The 20,614-nt window shown below is 37.6% G+C and carries 20 protein-coding genes; 11 read left to right on the top strand and 9 right to left on the bottom strand.

Translation table 11 applies throughout. From position 1 onward, the window contains the following. Positions 1-6 precede the first annotated feature (6 nt). Positions 7-771 carry a triose-phosphate isomerase gene (locus IPO46_01515; GenBank protein QQS63317.1) on the top strand — a complete coding sequence of 255 codons (765 nt, stop codon included), beginning with the start codon at positions 7-9 and terminating at the stop codon, positions 769-771. On the opposite strand, the gene IPO46_01510 is transcribed toward IPO46_01515, so the two are convergent. From IPO46_01510 to IPO46_01500, 3 genes are all read right to left on the bottom strand, one after another. Next, a complete protein-coding gene (locus IPO46_01510; protein QQS63316.1) occupies positions 749-2,188 on the bottom strand; it encodes a polysaccharide biosynthesis C-terminal domain-containing protein in 1,440 nt (479 codons plus the stop codon). The genes IPO46_01515 and IPO46_01510 overlap by 23 nt on opposite strands. Then, positions 2,157-2,639 (bottom strand): acyltransferase, encoded by a 483-nt coding sequence (locus IPO46_01505; GenBank protein QQS64287.1) that lies wholly within the window; start codon positions 2,637-2,639, stop codon positions 2,157-2,159. Before IPO46_01505 ends, IPO46_01510 begins: the two co-directional genes overlap by 32 nt. Before the next feature lie 161 nt (positions 2,640-2,800). Then, complete coding sequence (locus tag IPO46_01500; protein QQS63315.1) at positions 2,801-4,213, bottom strand: T9SS type A sorting domain-containing protein; 1,413 nt, start codon at positions 4,211-4,213, stop codon at positions 2,801-2,803. Between the two features lie 234 nt (positions 4,214-4,447). Here IPO46_01500 and IPO46_01495 point away from each other — a divergent pair, with 234 nt between their 5' ends. Next, entirely contained in the window at positions 4,448-5,608 is a 1,161-nt protein-coding gene (locus IPO46_01495; GenBank protein ID QQS63314.1) for a hypothetical protein, read from the top strand. 3 nt (positions 5,609-5,611) lie between these two features. Beyond that, complete coding sequence (locus tag IPO46_01490) at positions 5,612-6,625, top strand: hypothetical protein (GenBank protein ID QQS63313.1); 1,014 nt, start codon at positions 5,612-5,614, stop codon at positions 6,623-6,625. Between the two features lie 23 nt (positions 6,626-6,648). On the opposite strand, the gene plsX is transcribed toward IPO46_01490, so the two are convergent. The 3 genes from plsX to IPO46_01475 form a co-directional block, all read right to left on the bottom strand. Further along, positions 6,649-7,605 (bottom strand): phosphate acyltransferase PlsX, encoded by a 957-nt coding sequence (gene plsX / locus IPO46_01485; GenBank protein QQS63312.1) that lies wholly within the window; start codon positions 7,603-7,605, stop codon positions 6,649-6,651. Between the two features lie 117 nt (positions 7,606-7,722). Then, positions 7,723-7,917: a 50S ribosomal protein L32 gene (gene rpmF / locus IPO46_01480; GenBank protein QQS63311.1), complete on the bottom strand. Its 195-nt coding sequence runs from the start codon at positions 7,915-7,917 to the stop codon at positions 7,723-7,725. Positions 7,918-7,961: 44 nt separating this feature from the next. Beyond that, positions 7,962-8,504, bottom strand: a complete 543-nt coding sequence (locus IPO46_01475; GenBank protein QQS63310.1) for a DUF177 domain-containing protein — start codon at positions 8,502-8,504, stop codon at positions 7,962-7,964. A 124-nt stretch (positions 8,505-8,628) separates the two neighbouring features. Between IPO46_01475 and IPO46_01470 the strand changes: the two genes are divergently transcribed. Continuing rightward, positions 8,629-9,705 (top strand): DUF3810 domain-containing protein, encoded by a 1,077-nt coding sequence (locus IPO46_01470; GenBank protein QQS63309.1) that lies wholly within the window; start codon positions 8,629-8,631, stop codon positions 9,703-9,705. A 43-nt stretch (positions 9,706-9,748) separates the two neighbouring features. Here the strand turns inward: IPO46_01470 and IPO46_01465 are convergent, their stop codons facing one another. Then, positions 9,749-10,285, bottom strand: coding sequence for a dCTP deaminase (locus IPO46_01465; GenBank protein ID QQS63308.1), 537 nt, complete (start codon positions 10,283-10,285; stop codon positions 9,749-9,751). Positions 10,286-10,348: 63 nt separating this feature from the next. Between IPO46_01465 and IPO46_01460 the strand changes: the two genes are divergently transcribed. Further along, the gene (locus tag IPO46_01460) at positions 10,349-10,981 is read left to right on the top strand and encodes a 4'-phosphopantetheinyl transferase superfamily protein (GenBank protein ID QQS63307.1); all 633 of its coding nucleotides are present in this window, start codon (positions 10,349-10,351) and stop codon (positions 10,979-10,981) included. Positions 10,982-11,138: 157 nt separating this feature from the next. Here the strand turns inward: IPO46_01460 and IPO46_01455 are convergent, their stop codons facing one another. Both IPO46_01455 and IPO46_01450 read right to left on the bottom strand, forming a co-directional pair. After that, positions 11,139-11,852 (bottom strand): copper homeostasis protein CutC, encoded by a 714-nt coding sequence (locus tag IPO46_01455; protein QQS63306.1) that lies wholly within the window; start codon positions 11,850-11,852, stop codon positions 11,139-11,141. Positions 11,853-11,900: 48 nt separating this feature from the next. Continuing rightward, positions 11,901-12,665 carry a sterol desaturase family protein gene (locus IPO46_01450; protein ID QQS64286.1) on the bottom strand — a complete coding sequence of 255 codons (765 nt, stop codon included), beginning with the start codon at positions 12,663-12,665 and terminating at the stop codon, positions 11,901-11,903. A gap of 221 nt (positions 12,666-12,886) precedes the next feature. On the opposite strand from IPO46_01450, the gene IPO46_01445 reads away from it, so the two are divergent. The 6 genes from IPO46_01445 (at position 12,887) to IPO46_01420 (ending at position 20,544) form a co-directional block, all read left to right on the top strand. Continuing rightward, complete coding sequence (locus tag IPO46_01445; protein ID QQS63305.1) at positions 12,887-13,939, top strand: hypothetical protein; 1,053 nt, start codon at positions 12,887-12,889, stop codon at positions 13,937-13,939. A 114-nt stretch (positions 13,940-14,053) separates the two neighbouring features. Beyond that, complete coding sequence (locus tag IPO46_01440) at positions 14,054-14,554, top strand: sigma-70 family RNA polymerase sigma factor (GenBank protein QQS64285.1); 501 nt, start codon at positions 14,054-14,056, stop codon at positions 14,552-14,554. Then, entirely contained in the window at positions 14,554-16,041 is a 1,488-nt protein-coding gene (locus IPO46_01435) for a carboxypeptidase-like regulatory domain-containing protein (GenBank protein QQS63304.1), read from the top strand. The genes IPO46_01440 and IPO46_01435 overlap by 1 nt, the downstream gene beginning before the upstream one ends. Before the next feature lie 621 nt (positions 16,042-16,662). After that, positions 16,663-17,823, top strand: a complete 1,161-nt coding sequence (locus tag IPO46_01430; GenBank protein ID QQS63303.1) for a sigma-54-dependent Fis family transcriptional regulator — start codon at positions 16,663-16,665, stop codon at positions 17,821-17,823. A gap of 152 nt (positions 17,824-17,975) precedes the next feature. Further along, on the top strand, positions 17,976-19,472 hold the full coding sequence (gene lepB / locus IPO46_01425; protein QQS63302.1) for a signal peptidase I: 1,497 nt from the start codon (positions 17,976-17,978) through the stop codon (positions 19,470-19,472). 157 nt (positions 19,473-19,629) lie between these two features. Then, positions 19,630-20,544: a DUF4349 domain-containing protein gene (locus IPO46_01420; protein ID QQS63301.1), complete on the top strand. Its 915-nt coding sequence runs from the start codon at positions 19,630-19,632 to the stop codon at positions 20,542-20,544. The last annotated feature ends 70 nt before the right edge of the window (positions 20,545-20,614 follow it).

Here is a 20,614-nt window from a genome sequence, read left to right as displayed (position 1 = left end):
TTAATTATGCGTAAACAAATTGCGGCAGCCAATTGGAAAATGAACTTAACGTTTCAACAGGCAGAAAAACTAGTTGAAGAATTAGTGGCAACAAAATATGAACTTAATGAAAACAGGAGGGTAGTATTGGGTGTGCCATTTCCTTATCTCAGCGCAATAAGTGCCAATGTTAAAAACCTGGAAAATATGGAAATTGCGGCACAAAATTGCTCCGATAAAAAATTGGGGGCATACACGGGAGAAACCAGTGTGGAAATGCTTAAAAGCATTGGTGTGCCTTATGTAATTATTGGCCATAGCGAACGCAGGGAATATTTTAAGGAAAGCAATGAAACCCTTGCCACAAAAGTAGATATTGCCTTGGAATATGGATTGCAGCCCATTTTTTGCTGCGGTGAACCATTGGTTATAAGAGAAGCAGGCACACAAAATAGTTTTGTGGAAACACAACTGAGGGAAAGCCTGTTTCATTTAAGTGCAGAACAAATAAGGGGTTTTATTATTGCTTACGAACCAATATGGGCCATTGGTACAGGCAAAACAGCCAGCAGTGACCAGGCCCAGGAAATGCATGCACATATTAGAAAAGTAATAGCAGGAAAATTTGCCGATGAAATTGCAAAAACCGTTTCTATATTATATGGGGGAAGTGTAAAAGCTTCAAACGCTGCTGAATTATTTGGAAAGCCCGATGTAGATGGAGGCCTTGTGGGAGGCGCAAGCCTTGTTGCTACAGAGTTCTCTGTTATTATTCATGCTCTAAAGAAGTAACTGTTTTTTTATTATTTATTTTACTGCCAAAAAAATGGGTGAGCAGGTATATAATTGCTGTAGTAATTATTGCAGCAATGGCAATAATGGCCCAGGTTTGTAAAGGTTGCAGAATATAAAAAAGCAGGGAGTAAAAAAGGGTTAAGGCAACTATTAGTGCCAATATCCAAGTAAGCGGAATGAGATCCGGAATACCAGCATTAATCAATTTTTTTGTTTTAAAAATGTAATACGCAATTTGAAATGCCGTGCCAATAACAAAACCGGCAGGAAAAGCATTTATTCCCCAAAATGGATACAGTAGTAACACGGTGCCAATATTTACCAATAAATCAATGATACTTCCAAAAAGTATCGTATGATTTTTTTTAAATACCTGGAGGATAACGGCAAAATTGGTAACCCTTAAAAAAGCAATAAAAATGGCAATATTAAAAAGGGGTATAGAGTCCATGTATTTGCCATTAAAGAAAAATTGAAAAACCGGCGTAGAAAAAATATAGAAAAAGAAAAATAAGGGAAAAGCCACCGAAGAGCCGGTTACTATACTTTGCTTAAATAAAGCCGCAGCGCTTTTTGCGCCTGTATTGTTGTTGGATAATTGAACAGAAAGGCTATTGCCCAATGCAGATACCAGCATGGCAAAAAAGGGCAGTTCGTATGTGCCATTATAGTAAACAGAAAAACCCGAAATGCTAAGCAGGAAAATGATTGCCAGCTTATCGGCATGTGTTGTAAAACGGTTGAGGATTTCATTAAGGCTTAACAGTTTCCATTGTTTTTCGAAATACAATGTATCGGCAACCTCCAGGTGAACACCCAAATTTAATTTACGGATAAATAGAAAATAAGCGGCTGATTTCAAAAATCCTATAAAAGCAATACCCACAACCAGCCATACCATATCTGTTTCGGCATAAAGCCAGGCATAGTGCAGCGCCAAAAAAAGCAGGCTGTATAAAAAATTTTGTTTTAGGAACAGCAAATCGGCATTAAGCTTTATTACCAGGTTGTCCATCAAAAGCATTACCGATTGAAATAAAGTGCAAATAAAAATGCAAATTAATAAAGCATTTGAAAATTTTTGATGTAGAAAAAAAAGGGTTGTAATAAAAATAAGAACGGCGGTAACATAATAAGGAAAATATTTTTTCAGCAGCCAAAAAAAATGAGAAATGGCGCCATTGCCGGGTAAGGTGAGTAATTGCTGGGGCAGGCCAAGAAAAAGCAAAGGGGCAAATAGATTAATAAAAACCCAGGAGCCCTGGTACAGCCCGTAATTTTCTTTAGATAACCTAAGCGAAAACAAAATAAGGATGCCAAAAACAATGATTACCTGAAGCAGCCTTGCCAGGAAAAAATATTTTGCCTGAAGAAAAACTTTTTTATTGATATTTTGATTTCCTGAATTGTTCACAAGCTTGGCGGTCGGTATTTTTAATGAGAATTGCAGGGTTACCTGCTATTATGCAGTAGCCCTCTTCAAAGGATTTGGTAACAACGGCGCCTGCGGCCACTATGGTAAAATCTCCAAGTGTTACGCCGGGCAACACAACGGCATTCATGCCAATCCAGCAAAAAGCGCCTATGGTAATTGGGTTCCCGGTGTAACGATCATTGTTTACCACATCATGGTTTTTTGTAATGATGCCTGCATTGGGTCCAATATTGGTAAAATCACCAATACTAATGCCATATTCGGCATCAATAAAATTACCGGGAGAATCGCCTGGAAAAACATTTTTTCCCCTTTTAATGTTTTGAGGATAATGCACTGTAGAAGTATGGTGCAGCATCCAGGTAACTTTTACATTTTGGCGCAAAAAATATTTAAAAAAAAATCCGGTAATGTAAAACCCCCAGGGCATTTCCGGCCTGAGTTTTAAAAAACGTTTAATGGAAAATGTTGGGCTCACTATTTACAAATGTATTATTTAAACGCCATAAGCAAACCGCTATTGCCTATAAAAAAGAGCCGCTCCAATGGAACGGCTACAAAAATCCTCAGCCAAAAAATAAAACAATGATTTTATTTTTTAACAAACTTAAGTTTTGAGTTACCAGCGCTGTGCTGTATTTGAAAAAAATAAGTGCCGGGTTTTAACTGGCTTACTGGTATAGAAATGGTTCCCGAACCATTTAACAGTATCGTTGAAACCAACTGGCCCTGGCTATTAAATATCTTTGCTGCAGTTTTATTGAAATTAATATCGGTAATTAAGTAAAGCATATTTACAGCCGGGTTAGGATAAAGGTTTACAAATTCATTTTTTCCAAAATCCACAATACGTATCTCCGATAATTTTTTTGTATTGTTTAAATCAAGCTGGCGTATCCTGTAATAATTTTTTCCCGTTAATGGATTGTTATCGGTAAAATCATATTGGCCATGCCCACCTGTGGAAGCGCTGTTTTCAAAATGTAATACATTCCAGCTATTGCCATCGCTACTCCGTAAAATTTCAAAACCACGGCTGTTAGTTTCATTTGCAGTTGACCAGTTAAGCTGACTTTTATAGTTTAATTTAATAGCATTGAAAGAAGCAAATTGTACCGGTAAAGGATTTAAAAACCTCCTGAATTGCAGGAGCCATTCATATACATTGACTTTGCCATCTAATTGCGTAGCATAGCTGCCATAGAGCGACGGGTTAAGGTCTAAACTCATCCAGGTTGCATCATGCTGGGCAACAGGAGGCGTAAAACCCATAAGTGAAGCTTGTTCAGCACCAACTGGCATAAAAAAATTGACACGGTTTACATATTGCTGAGACCAACTGTACTGTACAACATTATCATTGGTATTATGGCAGGCAATTAACGGTAGCATTGCATTGGCCATAAAAGCGCATTTAGTATCATTGGGTAAAGATGCACCTGCTACATTTACTGCTGCCGCAATTTTAGCAGGGTTCGATGAATTATCACCTAAATAATCCCACAAATATGCGCCTCCATAACTATTGCCAATAATATAAAACCTGTCAATATCTACTTTGTAATGAGATACTACATATTGATAGCAAGCTTCAATTTGTTCTATATTCGTAAATTCTGTAAGGCTAAATTGGGGAGTAATAACAATGAAACGGTAGGTTTGGCCATTTACAATAAATTCCTCCGGAAAACTATGTTCCTTAAGATAACGTGTAGGCCGGTCAAAAGCCACATATTCCAAATAGCCGTAGGCGTTGTTTGGATCTGGAGCCTGTTGGCCGTTTCCACGCTGGCTGTTACCAGCAAGGTATAAAATTACCGGAAATTTTCCCTGTGGGTCATCATTATATCCTTTGGGTAATGATTCATGGAACCCATTGCAATTTGTTCCCGGAATTGGGGTATTATACCTAAAAGTACTGGTGTAGGTAAGGGGATCCTGGCCAAAAAGAGATGTAGTGATAACTAATAATGTGGAAACTAACGCTAATCTCAAGCATTTCATGGGAGTTAATTGTTTAAATGTATAAGAAATACGGATAATGGAAATTACTTGTTTTCAGGGATGGATTTGCAATTTAGCTAAATTATATTAATAAAAATCATTTATTAAATACAAATAGATAAAATTAAAAGGCAAAAAATATTTTCTATAATCAACATTTTGTACACAAGTTAAATAAAGCCTTATCTATAACTTAGTAAAATTACTAATTTTAACCCCAAATAGTTTTCCAAAATGAACAAACGCCCTTTTATTTTACTTACAACTTTATTTATTGTATTTAGTTTAGTTTTCTTTTTACAGGCAAGTGCCCAATCTGGAAGTTCAATTAAGCTCAGGCAGTCAAAAATATATGCAGGTATTGAAGTGGGATCGAAAGGAGTAAAATTGAGTATTTTAGAAGTAGGTAAAACGGCACAAAAAGAACTTCGGTTTAATATTATTCAGGATTCTTCGCTTAATACCGATTTTATTTCGTTTAACGACAGGGTTTTTAATAATACCCTGGCTGCATTTACGGGTCTTTTTAATTATGCATTATCTGTAAAAAATATTCCTTCCTCAAGGATTTACACAGTAATAAGCAGTGGTGTAAAAGTTCAGGCACAAAAAGACAATAATAATTTTTGGATCACAAAGCTTATTGATTCCTTTAGAATAAAAATTAAAGAACCATCACGAAATGTGGAAGTGATAAATGCCATCAACGAAGCAAAGCTCTCTCATTTGGGGATAGTGCCGGAAGAACGCCGCTACACAACATTTTTAATTGATATTGGAAGCGGAAATACCAAGGGTGGATATTTTCCCAATGGAAATACTAATAACTTCCGTTTGTTTGAACTTACCTGGGGCACCAAGAGCACGGCAAATGCAACAGAAAAAAGATTGGGAGATAATAATACCATTGAAAATTTCAGCCGGCAGTTATACAGGGTTTTAGCGGGCAATGCTGCAGATGAAATTGTATATGCCGTAAATGTAAGCAACGCATATAACATGAGCGATTATGTGGCGTTTAGCGGAGGTATTGCCTGGGCAACGGCAGTATTGATGTATCCCGAGTTGATTGATAACCCTGTGGTTCCGGTAACCTATGAGGAAGTGGTAAAATTCCGGGAGCAACTTTTAAAAAATTATTCTTCGCTATCTACCACTTTTTCTGTGCCCGATGCGATAGATGAAGATGATAAGCAATTGGCATTAAAAACGGCAAAAACCGTAAACAAGGTTTTTGATCAGCGCTCAATGCTTGCCGGCACAGGTTTGTTATTGAATATCATGCGCCAGTTTGAAGGCGTTTACGAGAAAAAACAATTTTTCCTTGTTAAGAACGGACAGGTAGGCTGGGTTTCGGCCTATGTTCGGCAAGACCTTGAAAAAGACCAGGAATAAAGTATGACCGAAAACTCCAAAACAACCTTATTGCTCATCCTGTCAGGCCTGCTGATTGTAATGGGGCTTATATTGTTCTGGATGTGGGGTTTTACAACTGCTAACCAACGTGCCGTAGAAAAAATTTCATCGGTACAGGCACAAAAAAAACTGGAAGCTAAAACAATTGCTGCAAGCATTTCTGTTGCGCCCGACTCTGCCTATGTTATCCGGCTTAATGGCCTCGATAAAACCCTTGATTCTTTAGCCAAAAATTCTGATACACTAAAAACAGGTATTTGGCAAAACATCAATGAATTTTATAGCTTAAGGCAGGAAATCAATACCCTGCTGCAGCAGCAACCCAATAAATTGAATATTGCTGCCGCTACAAAAAAAATTGAAGAACTGCAATACCGGTTAAAGCAATTAAGCAGTACCAATTCCGAAATATTAAACGAAAATAAAAGGCTCAATTTATTACTCAACCAACTCAGGAGCCTTCAGGAAATTAATAATGCCAAAAATACCGGGCAGCAAACAGGTGAAACTAATGCCACAAATCTGCCGGTAAACCCAGGCATTGAAAATGAGCAAGTCAATACCACAAAACCAGAAATAATATCCCAAAGTAATTTCTCATCTGTTTTTAGTGCATCTGATTTACAGCTTACTGCTTTCCGGGTAAACAATGGAAAATCGGAAGAAACTGATTTGGCCGATAAAGCATCTAAAATTGTGGGTACATTTAACTTTAAAAACAACAGCTCACAAAGCAATACTACCGAAGTAATTGTAGTGGTAACACAGCCCAATGGTAAAATTTTACAAAAATCATCCTGGGAGTCGGGCTCGTTTCAAACCAAAGATGGTAAAAGGATGATTTATACCTGTAAACTCCGCAACGATTATGAAGCCTGGGAAACCAAGCATTTACTTTTTACATTAGTGGGAGAAAATTACAGTTCGGGCCGGTACAATATGAAAGTGTATCAAAACGGAATTATGCTTGCCAATTATATAAAGCAATTGGGGTGATATTCTTTTTACCAATCAGTAGTTCAGGTAGTCTTATGCAAAGATGCAAAACTCATTTTTATTTTTTCGGTAAGCTGGCTACTAATCATTTTTTGCGCCGTTACAATCATATTTTTAAAAGCAGTTGAATGAGAAATGCCGTGGCCTATAATTACCGGTTTGGCAACGCCTAAAACCGGAACGCCCCCATACATTTCAAAATTAAACCGGTCAAAATGTTCATCTTTAATTTTCCTGCGCCTGGTAATATCATGAATGCTTTCGGCAAGTTTTAAAACTACATTGCCGGTAAATCCATCGCAAATCATTACATCGGCTTTGTGCAGCAAAATATCCCTGCCTTCAATATTGCCAATAAAATTAAGTTGTGTGTTTTTTTTAAGCAGGTTATAAGCTGCCTGAGTAAGTAAATTGCCTTTGCCTTCTTCCTCACCCAAATTTATGAGACCTACTTTTGGGTTTTGTATTTTAAGAATATGCTCGGCAAATAACGATCCCAATAAGGCAAACTGGTCCAGGTTTTCGGGTTTGCAATCGGCATTAAGGCCTACATCGGCCAGCAGGCCAAGGCTGCCATCCTCACGGGGCATATATGCGCCAATTACCGGGCGGCTCACGCCTTCAATATTTTTAATGCTGAACAATGCGCCCACCATCATGGCGCCTGTGTTGCCGGCGCTTATAAATGCATCGGTTTCTCCTGTTGCCAGTAAATGAAAGCCTATGGCTATGGAAGATTGTGTTTTTTCTTTAAGCGCTTTGGTAGGGTGTTCATGCATTTCAATCATTTGCGGTGCATGAACAATTTTCCAGGAGCCTTCGTTTACCGCTTCATCTTTTATGTGTTGTTGCAATAATGCTTCATCACCTACAAGCAGCAGTTGCAACTGCTCTTTATTATCCTGTAAAAATTCTTTAACCCCTTTTACGGCTTCCAGCGGGGCAAAATCGCCGCCCATCATATCCAAAGCAATATTCATTATGGGAAAATTTAGGTATTAAAAATTCCAAAACAAGGTATGAAGTTAAACATCAATACCGGTTTTGGAATAAATAATTTTTATTGCAAAAAATAGTAAAAGCGAAAAAAATTTAGCTTAAGCTTTTAACGGCGCTTTTTCTGCTACCAGTTTTCCTTTGTAGTATAGTTTGCCTTCGCTTACATGTGCACGGTGGCGTACATGGGTTTCGCCGGTAGTTTTGTCTACACTTAAAGTGGTTGCATCAGCTTTATAATGCGTCCTTCTTTTTGCACTGCGTTGTTGACTATGTCGCCTTTTGGGATTTGGCATGATTGTTTATTTTATAATTTTTATTGTTCTAATCTAAATTATTATTAATTCTTTTTAAATTTTTCCAGTCCTTTCCAAAGGGTAGAAGCGTTGTTTTCTTCATTTCTTTCCTCCATTTTTTTCAAGCGATCCAGCACTTCTTTATTGCATTGAGGCCCGCCCATTTCTTCGGGGCTGCACATCCTTTGCATCGGCAGGCTCAATATTGCAAATTCATAAAACCATTCTGCCAGGTGCAGGTGGCTTTCTGTTCGGGAAATATAAAATACATCGGGGTCTTCCTCCTGTGTATTCATTTCATCCGGGTTGTCCACCATTTTCACCAGCATATTGTTCTCATCCCACAAATTCATATTAAGTGGGTTACCACAGCGGTGGCAGGTAACATTTGCATTGCCGCCAATTTCAAATTTTAAAAGCATAAAGCCGGGTTTTTTATCCAGCATTAGTTTTATTTGAACTTTGGCGTTTTTGAAATCCTCTGCGCCGTAATCTAAAAAGAACTTATCATCTAACTCATAGTTAAACTCATGGATACCGGGCTTTAAACCCACAAATGCAATCTCAAACTGCCGTTTCTTAGCCATCGGTAAAGTTTAAAGGACGGCAAAGGTAATATTTTTTGCTTTATTATTGGGCATTTTCTACCAAAAAAGTAGCTAAATTGGGCATTTTTTTTATCTTTTGCTCCTTTTGTATAGTTTTAATGCAATGAAAATTAATAGCAAATGGCTTTTGGGGAGCGTTTTACTGGCTCTTTGCATTGCCATTAGGGCTTATAGCCAAAATGCCAGCCATGTGGAATGGGGATATTCTTCAAGGTTTTTTCCAGGTTTTTCCGGTTTTCAAAGGATGCTATTTGGAAAAATTCCCTTTTGCATTGGTGATATTTTGTACCTGCTATTATTTGGATGGCTTGTTGCCCAACTTATAAAGTGTATTGTTTTTGTGATCCGTAGTAAAAAAATGCCTAATTTTTTACAAAATACAGGCAGTTTTTTTTTGAATTTAATGTTCATTTACATCGTATTTAATGTTTTTTGGGGATTAAATTATAACCGCCAGGGTATTAAATGGCAGCTTGGCCTTCCGGAAAAAGAAGCGTACTCTACCGAAGAACTCCGCAATTTAAATTGTCTCCTGCTCGATAAAATAAACCAGTCGAAACAGGCAGTTTTACGGCAAAAAAAATTTCCTTCAACCCAACAATTGTTTAAGCAGGTATATGAAGCCTATCAATCGGCTACAGTGCAATTTCCTTTTTTAAAATATGAGCCAGTATCAATAAAGCCGGGTATTTGGGGAAATTTACAAAGCTACACAGGCATTTCCGGCTATTATAACCCATTTACCGGCGAAGCCCAAATGAATACGCATTTGCCCGACTTTATTTTGCCCTACACAGCCTGCCATGAAGTTGCGCATCAATTGGGTTATGCTAAAGAAATGGAAGCAAATTTTGTAGGATATATTGCTGCCATTTCATCAAAAGATACGCTCTTGCATTACTCTGTATATTTTGATTTGTTTATGTACGCTAACAATAGCCTTTATTTTTCAGATTCCGCATTTGCCAAAATTTGCCGCAAAGATTTGTTGCCCCAGGTAAAAGAAGATTATTTAAAGTGGCATAATTTTAAGCGGGCACACCAAAGTTATATGAATGCCTTTGTAAACCTGGTGTACGGCAATTTTTTGAAACAAAACCAACAACCACTGGGTATGCAAAGCTATAATGCCGTTACCGGTTTTTTAATTGACTGGTACAAAAAGTATGGAAAGATTTAAAAGCAAAAAAAGTTTTTTATTTTAATGATACAATTTAACAGGCTTAGAAATTATTCTTCCACATCATGCTTTCTACAGGTTTATTTGGCTGGCCGCTATATTTGGCATTTTTCTTTTGGTTGTATTTCACTTCAATTTCGCCATCTACAGGAAAATAAATGAGCTGGCCAATAGGCATGCCTTTATAAACCCTTACCGGTTGTTTCACAGAAATTTCCAGCGTCCAGTTACCGCAAAAACCTACATCGCCTTTGCCTGCGGTTGCATGAATGTCTATACCCAGCCTGCCTGTGGATGATTTACCTTCCAGGAAAGGGACATGAATATGTGTTTCGGTATATTCTTCGGTTACGCCTAAATAAAATTTATGAGGCTGCAAAACCAGCCCTTCACCCGGTATTTCAAAATGGCGTATAGTATTGTGTTTTTTTGCATCCAGTTCGTCATCTTCATAAGTGGCCAGGTTGGCGCCTAAATGTACATCGTAACTGTTGCTTCCCAGGCAGTCCCGGTTGTAGGGCGCTATTTTAATAGTTCCTCTTTCTATTTCTTCTAAAATACGTTTGTCGCTTAATATCATTGTTTCTTAGTTTATTTGTAAAAGTAAAATTTTTCACTTTGCTGATAGCATACAATTTTTAAAATGCCGCTGGTTTATCAACAAAATATTAACGACGATACAAAGCTTGGCCTTTGGCGTATTGAAGAGCCCGAAAACTTTTTTTTGCAATTTGTTCCCCTGCAAAAAAAAATTACGCATCCACATAAGCGTTTACAGCATCTGGCCGGCCGTTTTTTGCTACGGAAATTATTTCCACATTTCCCGCTAAAGCTTATTAAAATTGCCGAAACCAGGAAACCTTTTTTACCTGGGGAGCAATACCATTTTTCCATATCTCATTGCGGTGATTATGCAGCTGTAATTGTAAGCAGTAAATACCGGGTAGGCGTAGATGTGGAATGGCCACAGCAAAAAATTGATATAGTGAAGCATAAGTTTATGGGCACAAAAGAGTTTACTGTTTTAAAAATGATGGATGAAAGAGACGAATTGTTTAAACTTACCATGGCCTGGAGCATAAAAGAAGCCATTTTTAAATGGTATGGCCTGGGGCAGCTTGATTTTAAAAAGCATATGGTAATACAGCAATTGTATAAAGAGGAAGAACTTTTTACCGCAAATTGTACTTTAAATAGATCGATGCCTATGAAACTGGATGTATTTGCCAAAAATATAGAGGGTAATGTGCTGGCATGGTTAGTTACGGAAAAATAATTGCCACTATTTTAATGAACCGTTTTCCACACTGTTTTATGGTTTTTCTCTGCGTACTCCTTGCGTTCCCTTGCTTTTTACTTTTTGGTGCATTTTTATTTTTAAAGCAACATAGGCATAAAAAGAAACTCAAAATATGCGAAGAATTATTTTTCATTTACTTAATTGCCGTAACCAGTTTTTTTACTTCATCTTCATCTACGGTATTATATTCAAGTGTTTCGTTCATATTTTTATTGTAATGCTGCATAAGGCTTGCTGATAAAATTCTTGCCGAACTGTGAAATTCTGATGCGCCTGTTTTTTGAGCAATGATATTAATATTATCCGACCTTACGCCACTACCGGGCATTATTACAATTCGGTTATTAGCGGCCTCCACTAATTTTTGCAGGTTGCCCATTCCCTGTTCTGCTGTGGGAAAAAGCCCCGAAGTGAGTATTCTTCCGCATCCTGCTTCAATTACATCTTCCAAAGCAATATACATATCCTTCACCCTGTCAAATGCCCGGTGAAAAGTTACCTCCAATGGATAAGCCAGCGATACAAGGGCTGCCGTTCTTTTTTTATCAATTGTACCATCGGCATTGAGCAAACCAATAACTACGCCATCGCATCCAAATTCTTTACACAACTTAATTTCCGATTTCATTATTTCAAATTCTTCATTGCTATACAAAAAATCGCCGCCTCGTGGCCTTATTATGGGAAACAACTGGATACCGGTAACTTCCCTTGCGGCTTTAATAAAACCATAAGATGGAGTGGTGCCGCCTTCTGTGGGGTTACCGCATAACTCTATACGTTGGGCGCCGGCATTTTGTATTGTGGCACAACTTTGAATATTAAAAGCAATAATTTCTAATAACATACAATAAAAATTTTCTAAACCTGAAGGATCAATAAAATTAAGTTGGGTTTATTTTTTAGTAAAAGGGGTTTTCAACAGCATCCCCAGGTTTTCATCATTATCATTAAGCGTGGATTGATCAATACCATACTGAATTTGGTGGATATGCAGTTTTTTGAAAGTACCCAGCACACGGTCCCAAATTGAAAAGATAGCACCGTAATTAGAATCGGGATAAGGCAGCTTATGATGATGGTGCACTTTATGCATATTGGGTGAAATAAGAAAATAGCTTAAGGAATTGTCTATATTCCCGGGCAATTTAATATTGGCATGGGTAAATGCTGTTACAAAAACCAATAGGGTTTGAAAAATCATTACTGCATACATTGGCGACCCTGTGGCCAATATTCCCATGAAGAAAAATATGCCACGCAAAACACTTTCAAAAGGATGGTGGCGCAACCCGGTAGTTACATCTACTTTTTTATCGGAATGATGGACAATATGAAAGCTCCAAAGTAAGGGTACTTTATGCTGGATAATATGTACCAGCCAGCCACCAAAAAAATCAAGACCCAAAACGGTAATAATAATGGTAAAGAAAATATTGGCATTCGCCCAGTAAACAAGGCCAAATCCATTTAGCCTGCACCAATCACTCAATACCACAATTAAAAATGCCAGCAGCGAATGTATAGCCAAATGGATGAGGGTAAATACCAGGTTGATGCCGGCATGAGAAAACCGGTTTTTTTCAAATTTCAATTTATATAATGGAATGGCACCTTCCAGTATCCAAAAAAATAACATACCGGCAATTAATAAGGCCATACGTTGGCCGGGATATTGCTCCAGCGTTTCAAAATATTGTAAGAGTTGACGTAGCACAAAAAAAATGTTTCTGCAATGTACAAAAAGAAAAAATATGCAGCCAGGGGCAGCAGAAATATTACAATTGGCATTAAAAGCATTTTCTTAATGGTTTATTAAAGTTTTTCTTACGATAGTTAATTTAATTTATTTAATTGCAACTTTACAGTAAATATTAAAGCATGGCTAATCTATACCGCTCTTGTTTTTTGCTTTTACTGTTTTCTTTTTCTTTTAATGCCTATGCCCAAAAAATTACCGGAAGGTGGGAGGGAAGAATGGGAACAGAACGCCTGCAAATGAATATTACCCAAAAAGGCACAAAAATATGCGGCTATACTTATGATTATGTTACTGCGGAACCATCCAGCTTTTGCAAGGCAAAATTTGAAGGATATTTAGACCCGGAAACCAATACCTGGTATTTGCGTGGTGTAAGTTTTTTTGAAAATAGCGGCGGCCATGTACTGATGCGTCTTGCTGTGTGGAGGGAGAAAACAGATCCACCCAATAAATTGAGGGTTACGGTTTCTACCGGCTCATTTATGGATCAAATTTTTAGCGACAGGGAAGAAGTAATCCTCACCAGGGTTTCAACAAAACCCAATAATTTTCCCGATGGCGAAATACCTTGTTTTACGGTAGTGAATAAACCCAAACAAATTGCACCAAAACCTCCCAGGCCAACAGCCCCCAAACCTGCACCTCAAAAACCTGTAGTTAAGAAACCTGAGGCACCCAAACCTGCTCCCAAACCTATGGTTAAAAAACCAGAACCCAGGCCGTTGCCGCCCATTGTAAAAAAAGACAGCGTTAAAAAGCCTTTACCTAAGCCCATTACACCAGAAATTAAAGAACCATCACTGGTTAAGAAAATGACCGAACGTAAACAATCGGAGCAAAGCCGCATTGCCATTAGCACCAATAAACTTAATATTAAAGTGTACGATAATGGCGAAATTGATAATGATACCGTTTCTATTTTCTATAATAAAAAATTATTGATCAGCCACAAAAGATTAAGCGATAAACCCATAGAGTTAAATATTGAGTTGGACGAAAACACAACGATACACGAAATAACTTTGTATGCCGATAACCTGGGAAGCATACCACCCAATACCGCATTGGTGGTGGTTACAGCCGGAAACAGGCATTATGAACTCCGCAGCAAGGCAAGCCTCGATGAAAATGCAGTGTTGATATTTGAGTATAAACCCGGTGGTAAGGACTAAATGGTGCTTTTATCAATAGTTCCCTAATTTTACACGGTGGCATTCATCAAAAACCATTCATTTAGCCAACGTTCAGATGAGCATTTACTGGCAGGATACAAATCCTCGGCCGATATGGTTGCATTGAGTGAACTATTTCAACGCTATATGGATTTGATTTATGGCGTATGCCTCAAATACCTGGAAGATAAAGAATTGGCCAAAGATGCCGTACTGGATATTTTTGAAGAATTGGTACCCAAACTCCAAAAACATGAAGTAGCCAATTTTAAAGCCTGGGTATATCAATTGTCAAAAAACCATTGCCTTATGAAAATAAGGGCAGCAAAGAAGTTCAGCAAAATTTCCTCCGAACCGGAACTTATGCAAAACCAGGATTTGCTGCATCTGGATAATGACCAAAACAGGGAAGAGAGCTTTAAACAATTGGAATTATGCCTGCAGCAGCTTCAGGAAGAACAAAAAATAACCATTGAACTTTTTTACCTGCAAAAAAAATGTTATAACGAAATTGTGGAACAAACCGGCATAGAATGGAACAAAGTACGCAGCCATATTCAAAACGGCAGGCGAAATTTAAAAATATGTATGGATAAACAAATGGCAGAAAGTTAATGCAGCAATGGGACAACCATAATAAAAATTGGGGCGCATCAGATTTTGAGCGCTATTATTCAGGTAAAATGAATAAGGAAGAAATGTATGCCCTGGAAAATGATGCCTTAAACGATGCTTTTTTGCAGGATGCATTGGAAGGATGTAAACATACACAATCGGCTATTGATGATATTGAAGAAATTAAGAAAAAACTTGCTCAAAAAAAGCAAAGTAAGTTAGTTCCTATTGAATGGTACAGGCAAAAAAAAGCAAAAGATTTTTTAAAAATTGCCGCTACCGTTTTTCTTTTCATAAGCCTTGGCTGGCTTTTTTATAACAATAAAGAAGAAGTACAATCCAAGAGTACTACTGAGCTGGCACAATTAAAAACAGAACCTGGGCAAGAGCAGAATGTACCCGAAACAGAAACCACATCAATTGCTGATTCAACAGTTTCTTTACCAGAAACCAATACCCAAAAAACAAACGGAAAAAGTTCATTAGCAGAAAACAAAGCTGCCGAAAACAATGCAGGTACAACGGTAACAAGAGTAGAAGATGATGCTGCCGATAACTTTTCGCAGAAAATAACTGCCACAATAAACGAAACTGCAAAAAAAGAAACAAAAGTAAATGAACATCTAAAACAAAGCCCAATGCCCGGGCTAAGTGCCGATAAAAATTATTCCGGTGCAGTAAATAATATGCACCAGCATATTTTTTCGGGAAGCGTAAAAGATCAGGCAGGACAGCCTGTACCCAATGCAATTGTATATGATACCAAAACCCGGAACACAGTACAAACAAATGCCTACGGCCAGTTTAATATACAGGCCATTGATACGGCTATGAGTATTGCAGTAAATGCAATGGGTTATGAGCAGGCAACTCAATCTATTAACAGCAATGATATGCTTGCCAATAATATTGTTTTGCAAAAGGCTGACCAGCAATTGAGCGAAGTAGTAGTAACATTGGCAAATGCAAAAGTGAAAAAATCATCCAACTCGTTAAATATTGTAAAAATTCGTGGAGCAAGTTCACTTAAAACAAATGGAGAACCCATGTATGTGGTAAACAACCAGGTATTACCAGCCTCAGATTTTATGCAAATACCATCTGGTTTTATTAAAAGCATGCAAGTAATCAAAGATAAAAATGCAGCAGCAATTTATGGTTCAATGGCAACAAATGGCATAGTAGTAGTTACCTTAAAAGAAAACCTGAGCCTGCACAAGCCAGCTACGGTTACGCTCATAAATGTAGCTATTATTTCCGGCGAAACAGCGTTGCGCCAATTTGCAAAAGACAGCCTTTTTGTTGTGAGCAATAAAAAAACAATTGAACTTAAATTTGACACCGATGATTCCGGCATACCAGTGAGGATTGCGGTAAAAAATTCCATTTGCAGCAGTTGCGATAATAAAGCCATACAAATGCTTAACCTGGCCACATGGCAAAAAGTTAAGAAAGGCAAAAAAGCAGGGGTTAAATTAAATTTCTAAAATAAATTAAAATAAAACCCCTGCAAAAGCAGGGGCAATTTTTTACCAACTTTCATACTCTGGGTTGGTTCTTCAGGATGTTTGATTTCATTAATCTTCCTTGGGGTTTTTAATGAGTTTATCCCGGTTTCAGGCTTTACAGGTTTTTCAAATTTTGCATTGGCAAAATTGAACTTGGATTTTGGTCTTCAGGCTTTCGCCTTTACGATAATGGATTTTAAATTTTCTTTTTCGTAGTTCACAAAAAAGAAAAGAGAAGTTGACTGATACTGGATTTGGTTTTTTAACTGGATATTAGTACAGTTGGCTTTTCCTGGATCTTGGATGGATTGATATTGTCTATCAATCAACTTCTGATGCAAAGATGCGGCAATAATCAAGCCTGTACAAGAGCATTACTGCCCGTTTTTGCCTACTCAGTATTTACGGACAGCATCGTAAATATTCATGTACAACTTTAGAAAGACTACGAAAGCAGACCTCGTAATTTTACGAGGTATTTATTTTTTGCCCAGTTAAAATGCCTGTAACTAAATGATTTCTAAAATTTATCACTTTATTCTTTGCTTTGAATAAAGTTTATAATTTTGGGTATTCAAAGCCCTGAAAGTAAACTCTGATATGACCCAAATTCTCATTATTGACGATGAAAAAGCGATACGCAAAACCTTAAGCGAAATCTTGAGTTTTGAGGGCTATAAAATTGATGAAGCATCAGACGGTGAAGAAGGGCTTGCAAAATTTAGCAAAGGAACATATGATGTAGTGCTTTGCGATATTAAAATGCCGAGGCTGGATGGCATTGAATTTTTGGAGCAAGCCAAAGCAATAAACCCGGATACTTCTATAATTATGATTAGCGGCCACGGTAATATTGAAACTGCTGTGGAAGCAGTTAAAAAAGGCGCTTTTGATTACATAAGCAAGCCACCCGATTTAAACCGGTTGCTCATAACCATAAGAAATGCCACCGAAAAGAAAGAGCTGGTAACCCAAACCAAAGTGCTCAAGCGTAAAGTAAGCAAAGTGCAGGAAATGGTGGGAGAAAGCAAAGCCATTCAAAAAATTAAAGACACCATTGAAAAAGTGGCTGCAACAGATGCAAGGGTTTTAATTACCGGCGATAATGGCGTAGGTAAAGAACTTGTAGCCCGATGGATACACGAAAAAAGCAACCGCAGCGGTTCCTCCATTGTAGAAGTAAATTGCGCTGCCATTCCCGGGGAATTAATAGAAAGCGAATTGTTTGGCCATGAAAAAGGATCTTTTACTTCGGCCATAAAGCAAAGAATAGGAAAATTTGAACAGGCCAATAAAGGCACACTTTTTTTGGATGAAATTGGCGATATGAGTCTTAATGCGCAAGCCAAAGTATTAAGGGCATTGCAGGAAGGAAAAATTACCCGTGTAGGCGCAGAAAAAGATATAAATGTAGATGTAAGGATTATTGCCGCTACTAATAAAGATTTGTTTAAAGAAGTGGAGGAAAAAAAATTTCGGCTGGATTTATACCATCGCCTGGGTGTAATTATCATTAATATCCCTTCATTAAACGAAAGGCGGGAAGATATACCGCACCTTGTAGATTATTTTCTCGATATTATTGCAACAGAATACGGGCAGGCCAAAAAAATAATAGACGAAAATGCCATGCTGGCCCTGCAAAAAAATAACTGGACAGGAAATATAAGGGAACTAAGAAATGTGGTGGAAAGGCTTGTAATCCTCTCTGGCAAAACCATTACCGGGCAGGATGTGGAGCTTTACGTATTGCCCAAATAGAAAATTTGCTTTGGTTATTTACATCAAAAAAGCATTCTTCTTGCTGTTAAATTAATGTTATAGCTCTTGTTTTGCAATAATTGTATCGGGTTATCCATTTATATATAAAGGAGTATTATTATTTTTGCGCACACTAATTTTTACTAATTATTATGGGCTGGATTATTTTTATTTTGGGCACCATTGGCTGGCATGCCGGCATGTACGGAATGTTTAAAAAAGCAAGAATTGAACCATGGAAAGCATTGGTTCCCTTTTACAACACCTGGTGCATTGTAGAAAAAATCCAGCTAAAAAAAATTTGGTTTTGGTTGCAGTTTATTCCCATTGCCGGAGTTTTTATTACCATTTGGATAACCATAAAATTTGTAGAAAATTTTGGCCGCTTTAGTTTAATGCATCATGCAGCAACGGTTTTATTTCCCTTTGCATATTTTCCTTACCTCGGTTTTTCAAAAAATGAAAAATTTGCCGGTAAACTGGTAATGGACAATTATAAAAAATCCGGCGCAAGAGAATGGGTGGATGCTGCCGTATTTGCCGTTGTAGCTGCAACCATCATCCGCACTTTTATTTTTGAAGCCTACACCATACCTACCCAAAGTATGGAAAAAACCTTGCTGGTAAACGATTTTTTATTTGTGAGCAAATTCAGCTACGGCCCAAGGATACCCAATACGCCAATAGCCATGCCTTTTGTTCACCATACAATGCCCATCACGGGCACCAAATCATATTCTGAAATTATTAAGATACCTTATACAAGGTGGTTTGCCAAACCGGTAGAAAGAAATGATGTGGTGGTTTTTAATTTTCCGGTAAATGATACGTTAATTAATGATGAAGAAAATTTTGGGAGCAGGGTAACTTATTACCAGGCAGTAAGAGAAATGGGCAGGGATGCAGTATGGGATAAGTATGGAGATATAATTGTAACCCGTCCGGTTGATAAAAGAGAAAACTTTATTAAGAGATGTGTGGCCATTGGCGGTGATAAATTGCAGGTAATAAACGGAATTGTTTATATTGATGGTAAACCCCAGCAGGGTTTTCCCCACTCCGAACGCTATTATATTTTTGAAGCGCCCAAAGGTACTTATGTAACTAAAGAATTGTTGGAATCATTTGGTATAGAGATTAGGGAAGAACAAGGCGATTTACAAAGCGGTCCGCATGGAGAAGCCATTGTAAATATTACCAATGAAGAAAAAGCAAACCTGCGTTTACCTGCAGGTTATTTCATAAAAAATTACATAGCCGAAGGCTCACCCAGGGATTTATTTCCTTATTATGATACAGCGCATAAATGGTCGGTAGATAATTATGGGCCTATCAGCATACCGCAAAAAGGAACAACCATAGAACTCAATGCAGATAATATTGCCCGCTATGAAAGGTGCATCAGCGTATATGAAGGCAATAAAATTGAACAAAAAAACGGCCAGGCTTTTATAAATAACAAAGCCGAAAAGAATTATACTTTTAAAATGAATTATTACTGGATGATGGGCGACAACCGCCATAATTCCCTGGATAGCCGTTACTGGGGCTTTGTTCCCGAAGATCATATTGTAGGCAAGGCATCGCTTATTTGGTTTAGCTGGGAGGGCGGCCCAAGATGGAAAAGATTTTTTAATCGCATTAAATAAAGATTAAAAATTTTTTGAAGCCCTGCAATTTGCGGGGCTTTTTTATTTAACAAATTTAACCGGGTTACTATTTTATGCAATTGGCTATAAACTATCATCTACTGATGGTATGGCCAGTCAACAGTAAAAATAATAATCAATTTTAAAACTTATTGTCATGAAGTTTCCAATTGTAAAAGCAATGCTATTGCTTGCAGTTGCAGCTATATCCTGCAACCATATTAACAACGGTTTATCGGATGAATCAAAATCTATCGGCACCAAAGAAATGCCCGCAGATATTGTAGTTAACGATGTGGTTGATAACCCCGAACCGCAGCAAATCCAAAACCCTTTGCCCAATCAGCAGCCGCAACAAGTACAACCCAATGTTCCTAAAATACCGGTGCAACCATCGAATCCAAACTGGGATAAAAAACTGGTGAAAACTGCTACCATCAAACTTGAAGTAAAAGATGTAAAATTATTCAACCAATCGCTCCCTGAAATTGTAAAGCGAAACGGCGCCTATGTATCCAATGAGCAAAATAATTTTAATGATGGGTTTACAGAATCTACGGTTACGATAAAAGTGCCGGTGCTGCAATTTGAAAATTTAATAAATGAGCTGAACATAAAAGAAAGTAAACTTATTGAACGCAGCATTAACACAGATGATGTAACTACCGAAGTAGTGGATACCAGGGCAAGGATGGAAGCCCGTAAAGAAATGCGTTTTAAATACCTGGAATTTTTAAAGCAATCTAAAAACATGACCGAAGCACTTCAGGTACAAAATGAAATTAACAATTTGCAGGAAGAAATTGAATCGGCAACTGCAAGGATTGAATCATTAAGCCAGCAGGCTGCTTACAGCACTGTTTTATTAACCTATTACAATGGCGGATACTCCATTTATGAAACAACACCCAATTCGCCATTTTTTTCAAGAGTTTTAGCATCCTTTAAAAATGGCGCCGGCTATTTTGGAGATATCATAATTGGCTTAATTGACCTTTGGCCGATATGGATATTTAGCATTTTAATATTCTTAGTTGTAAGGAAAAGAAAATCAATTTTAAAATTTTTCTAACCCTGTGAAGAATAGCGCAATAAAAAAATCCCGGTTTAAATCCGGGATTTTCTTTTTTTGAACTATTTGC

This window comes from Chitinophagaceae bacterium (assembly GCA_016699815.1).
In the GTDB taxonomy this organism is placed as follows: Bacteria; Bacteroidota; Bacteroidia; order Chitinophagales; family Chitinophagaceae; genus Ferruginibacter.
Note: the sequence above shows the minus strand (reverse complement) of the source record. Positions and strands in the feature narration are given on the sequence as shown.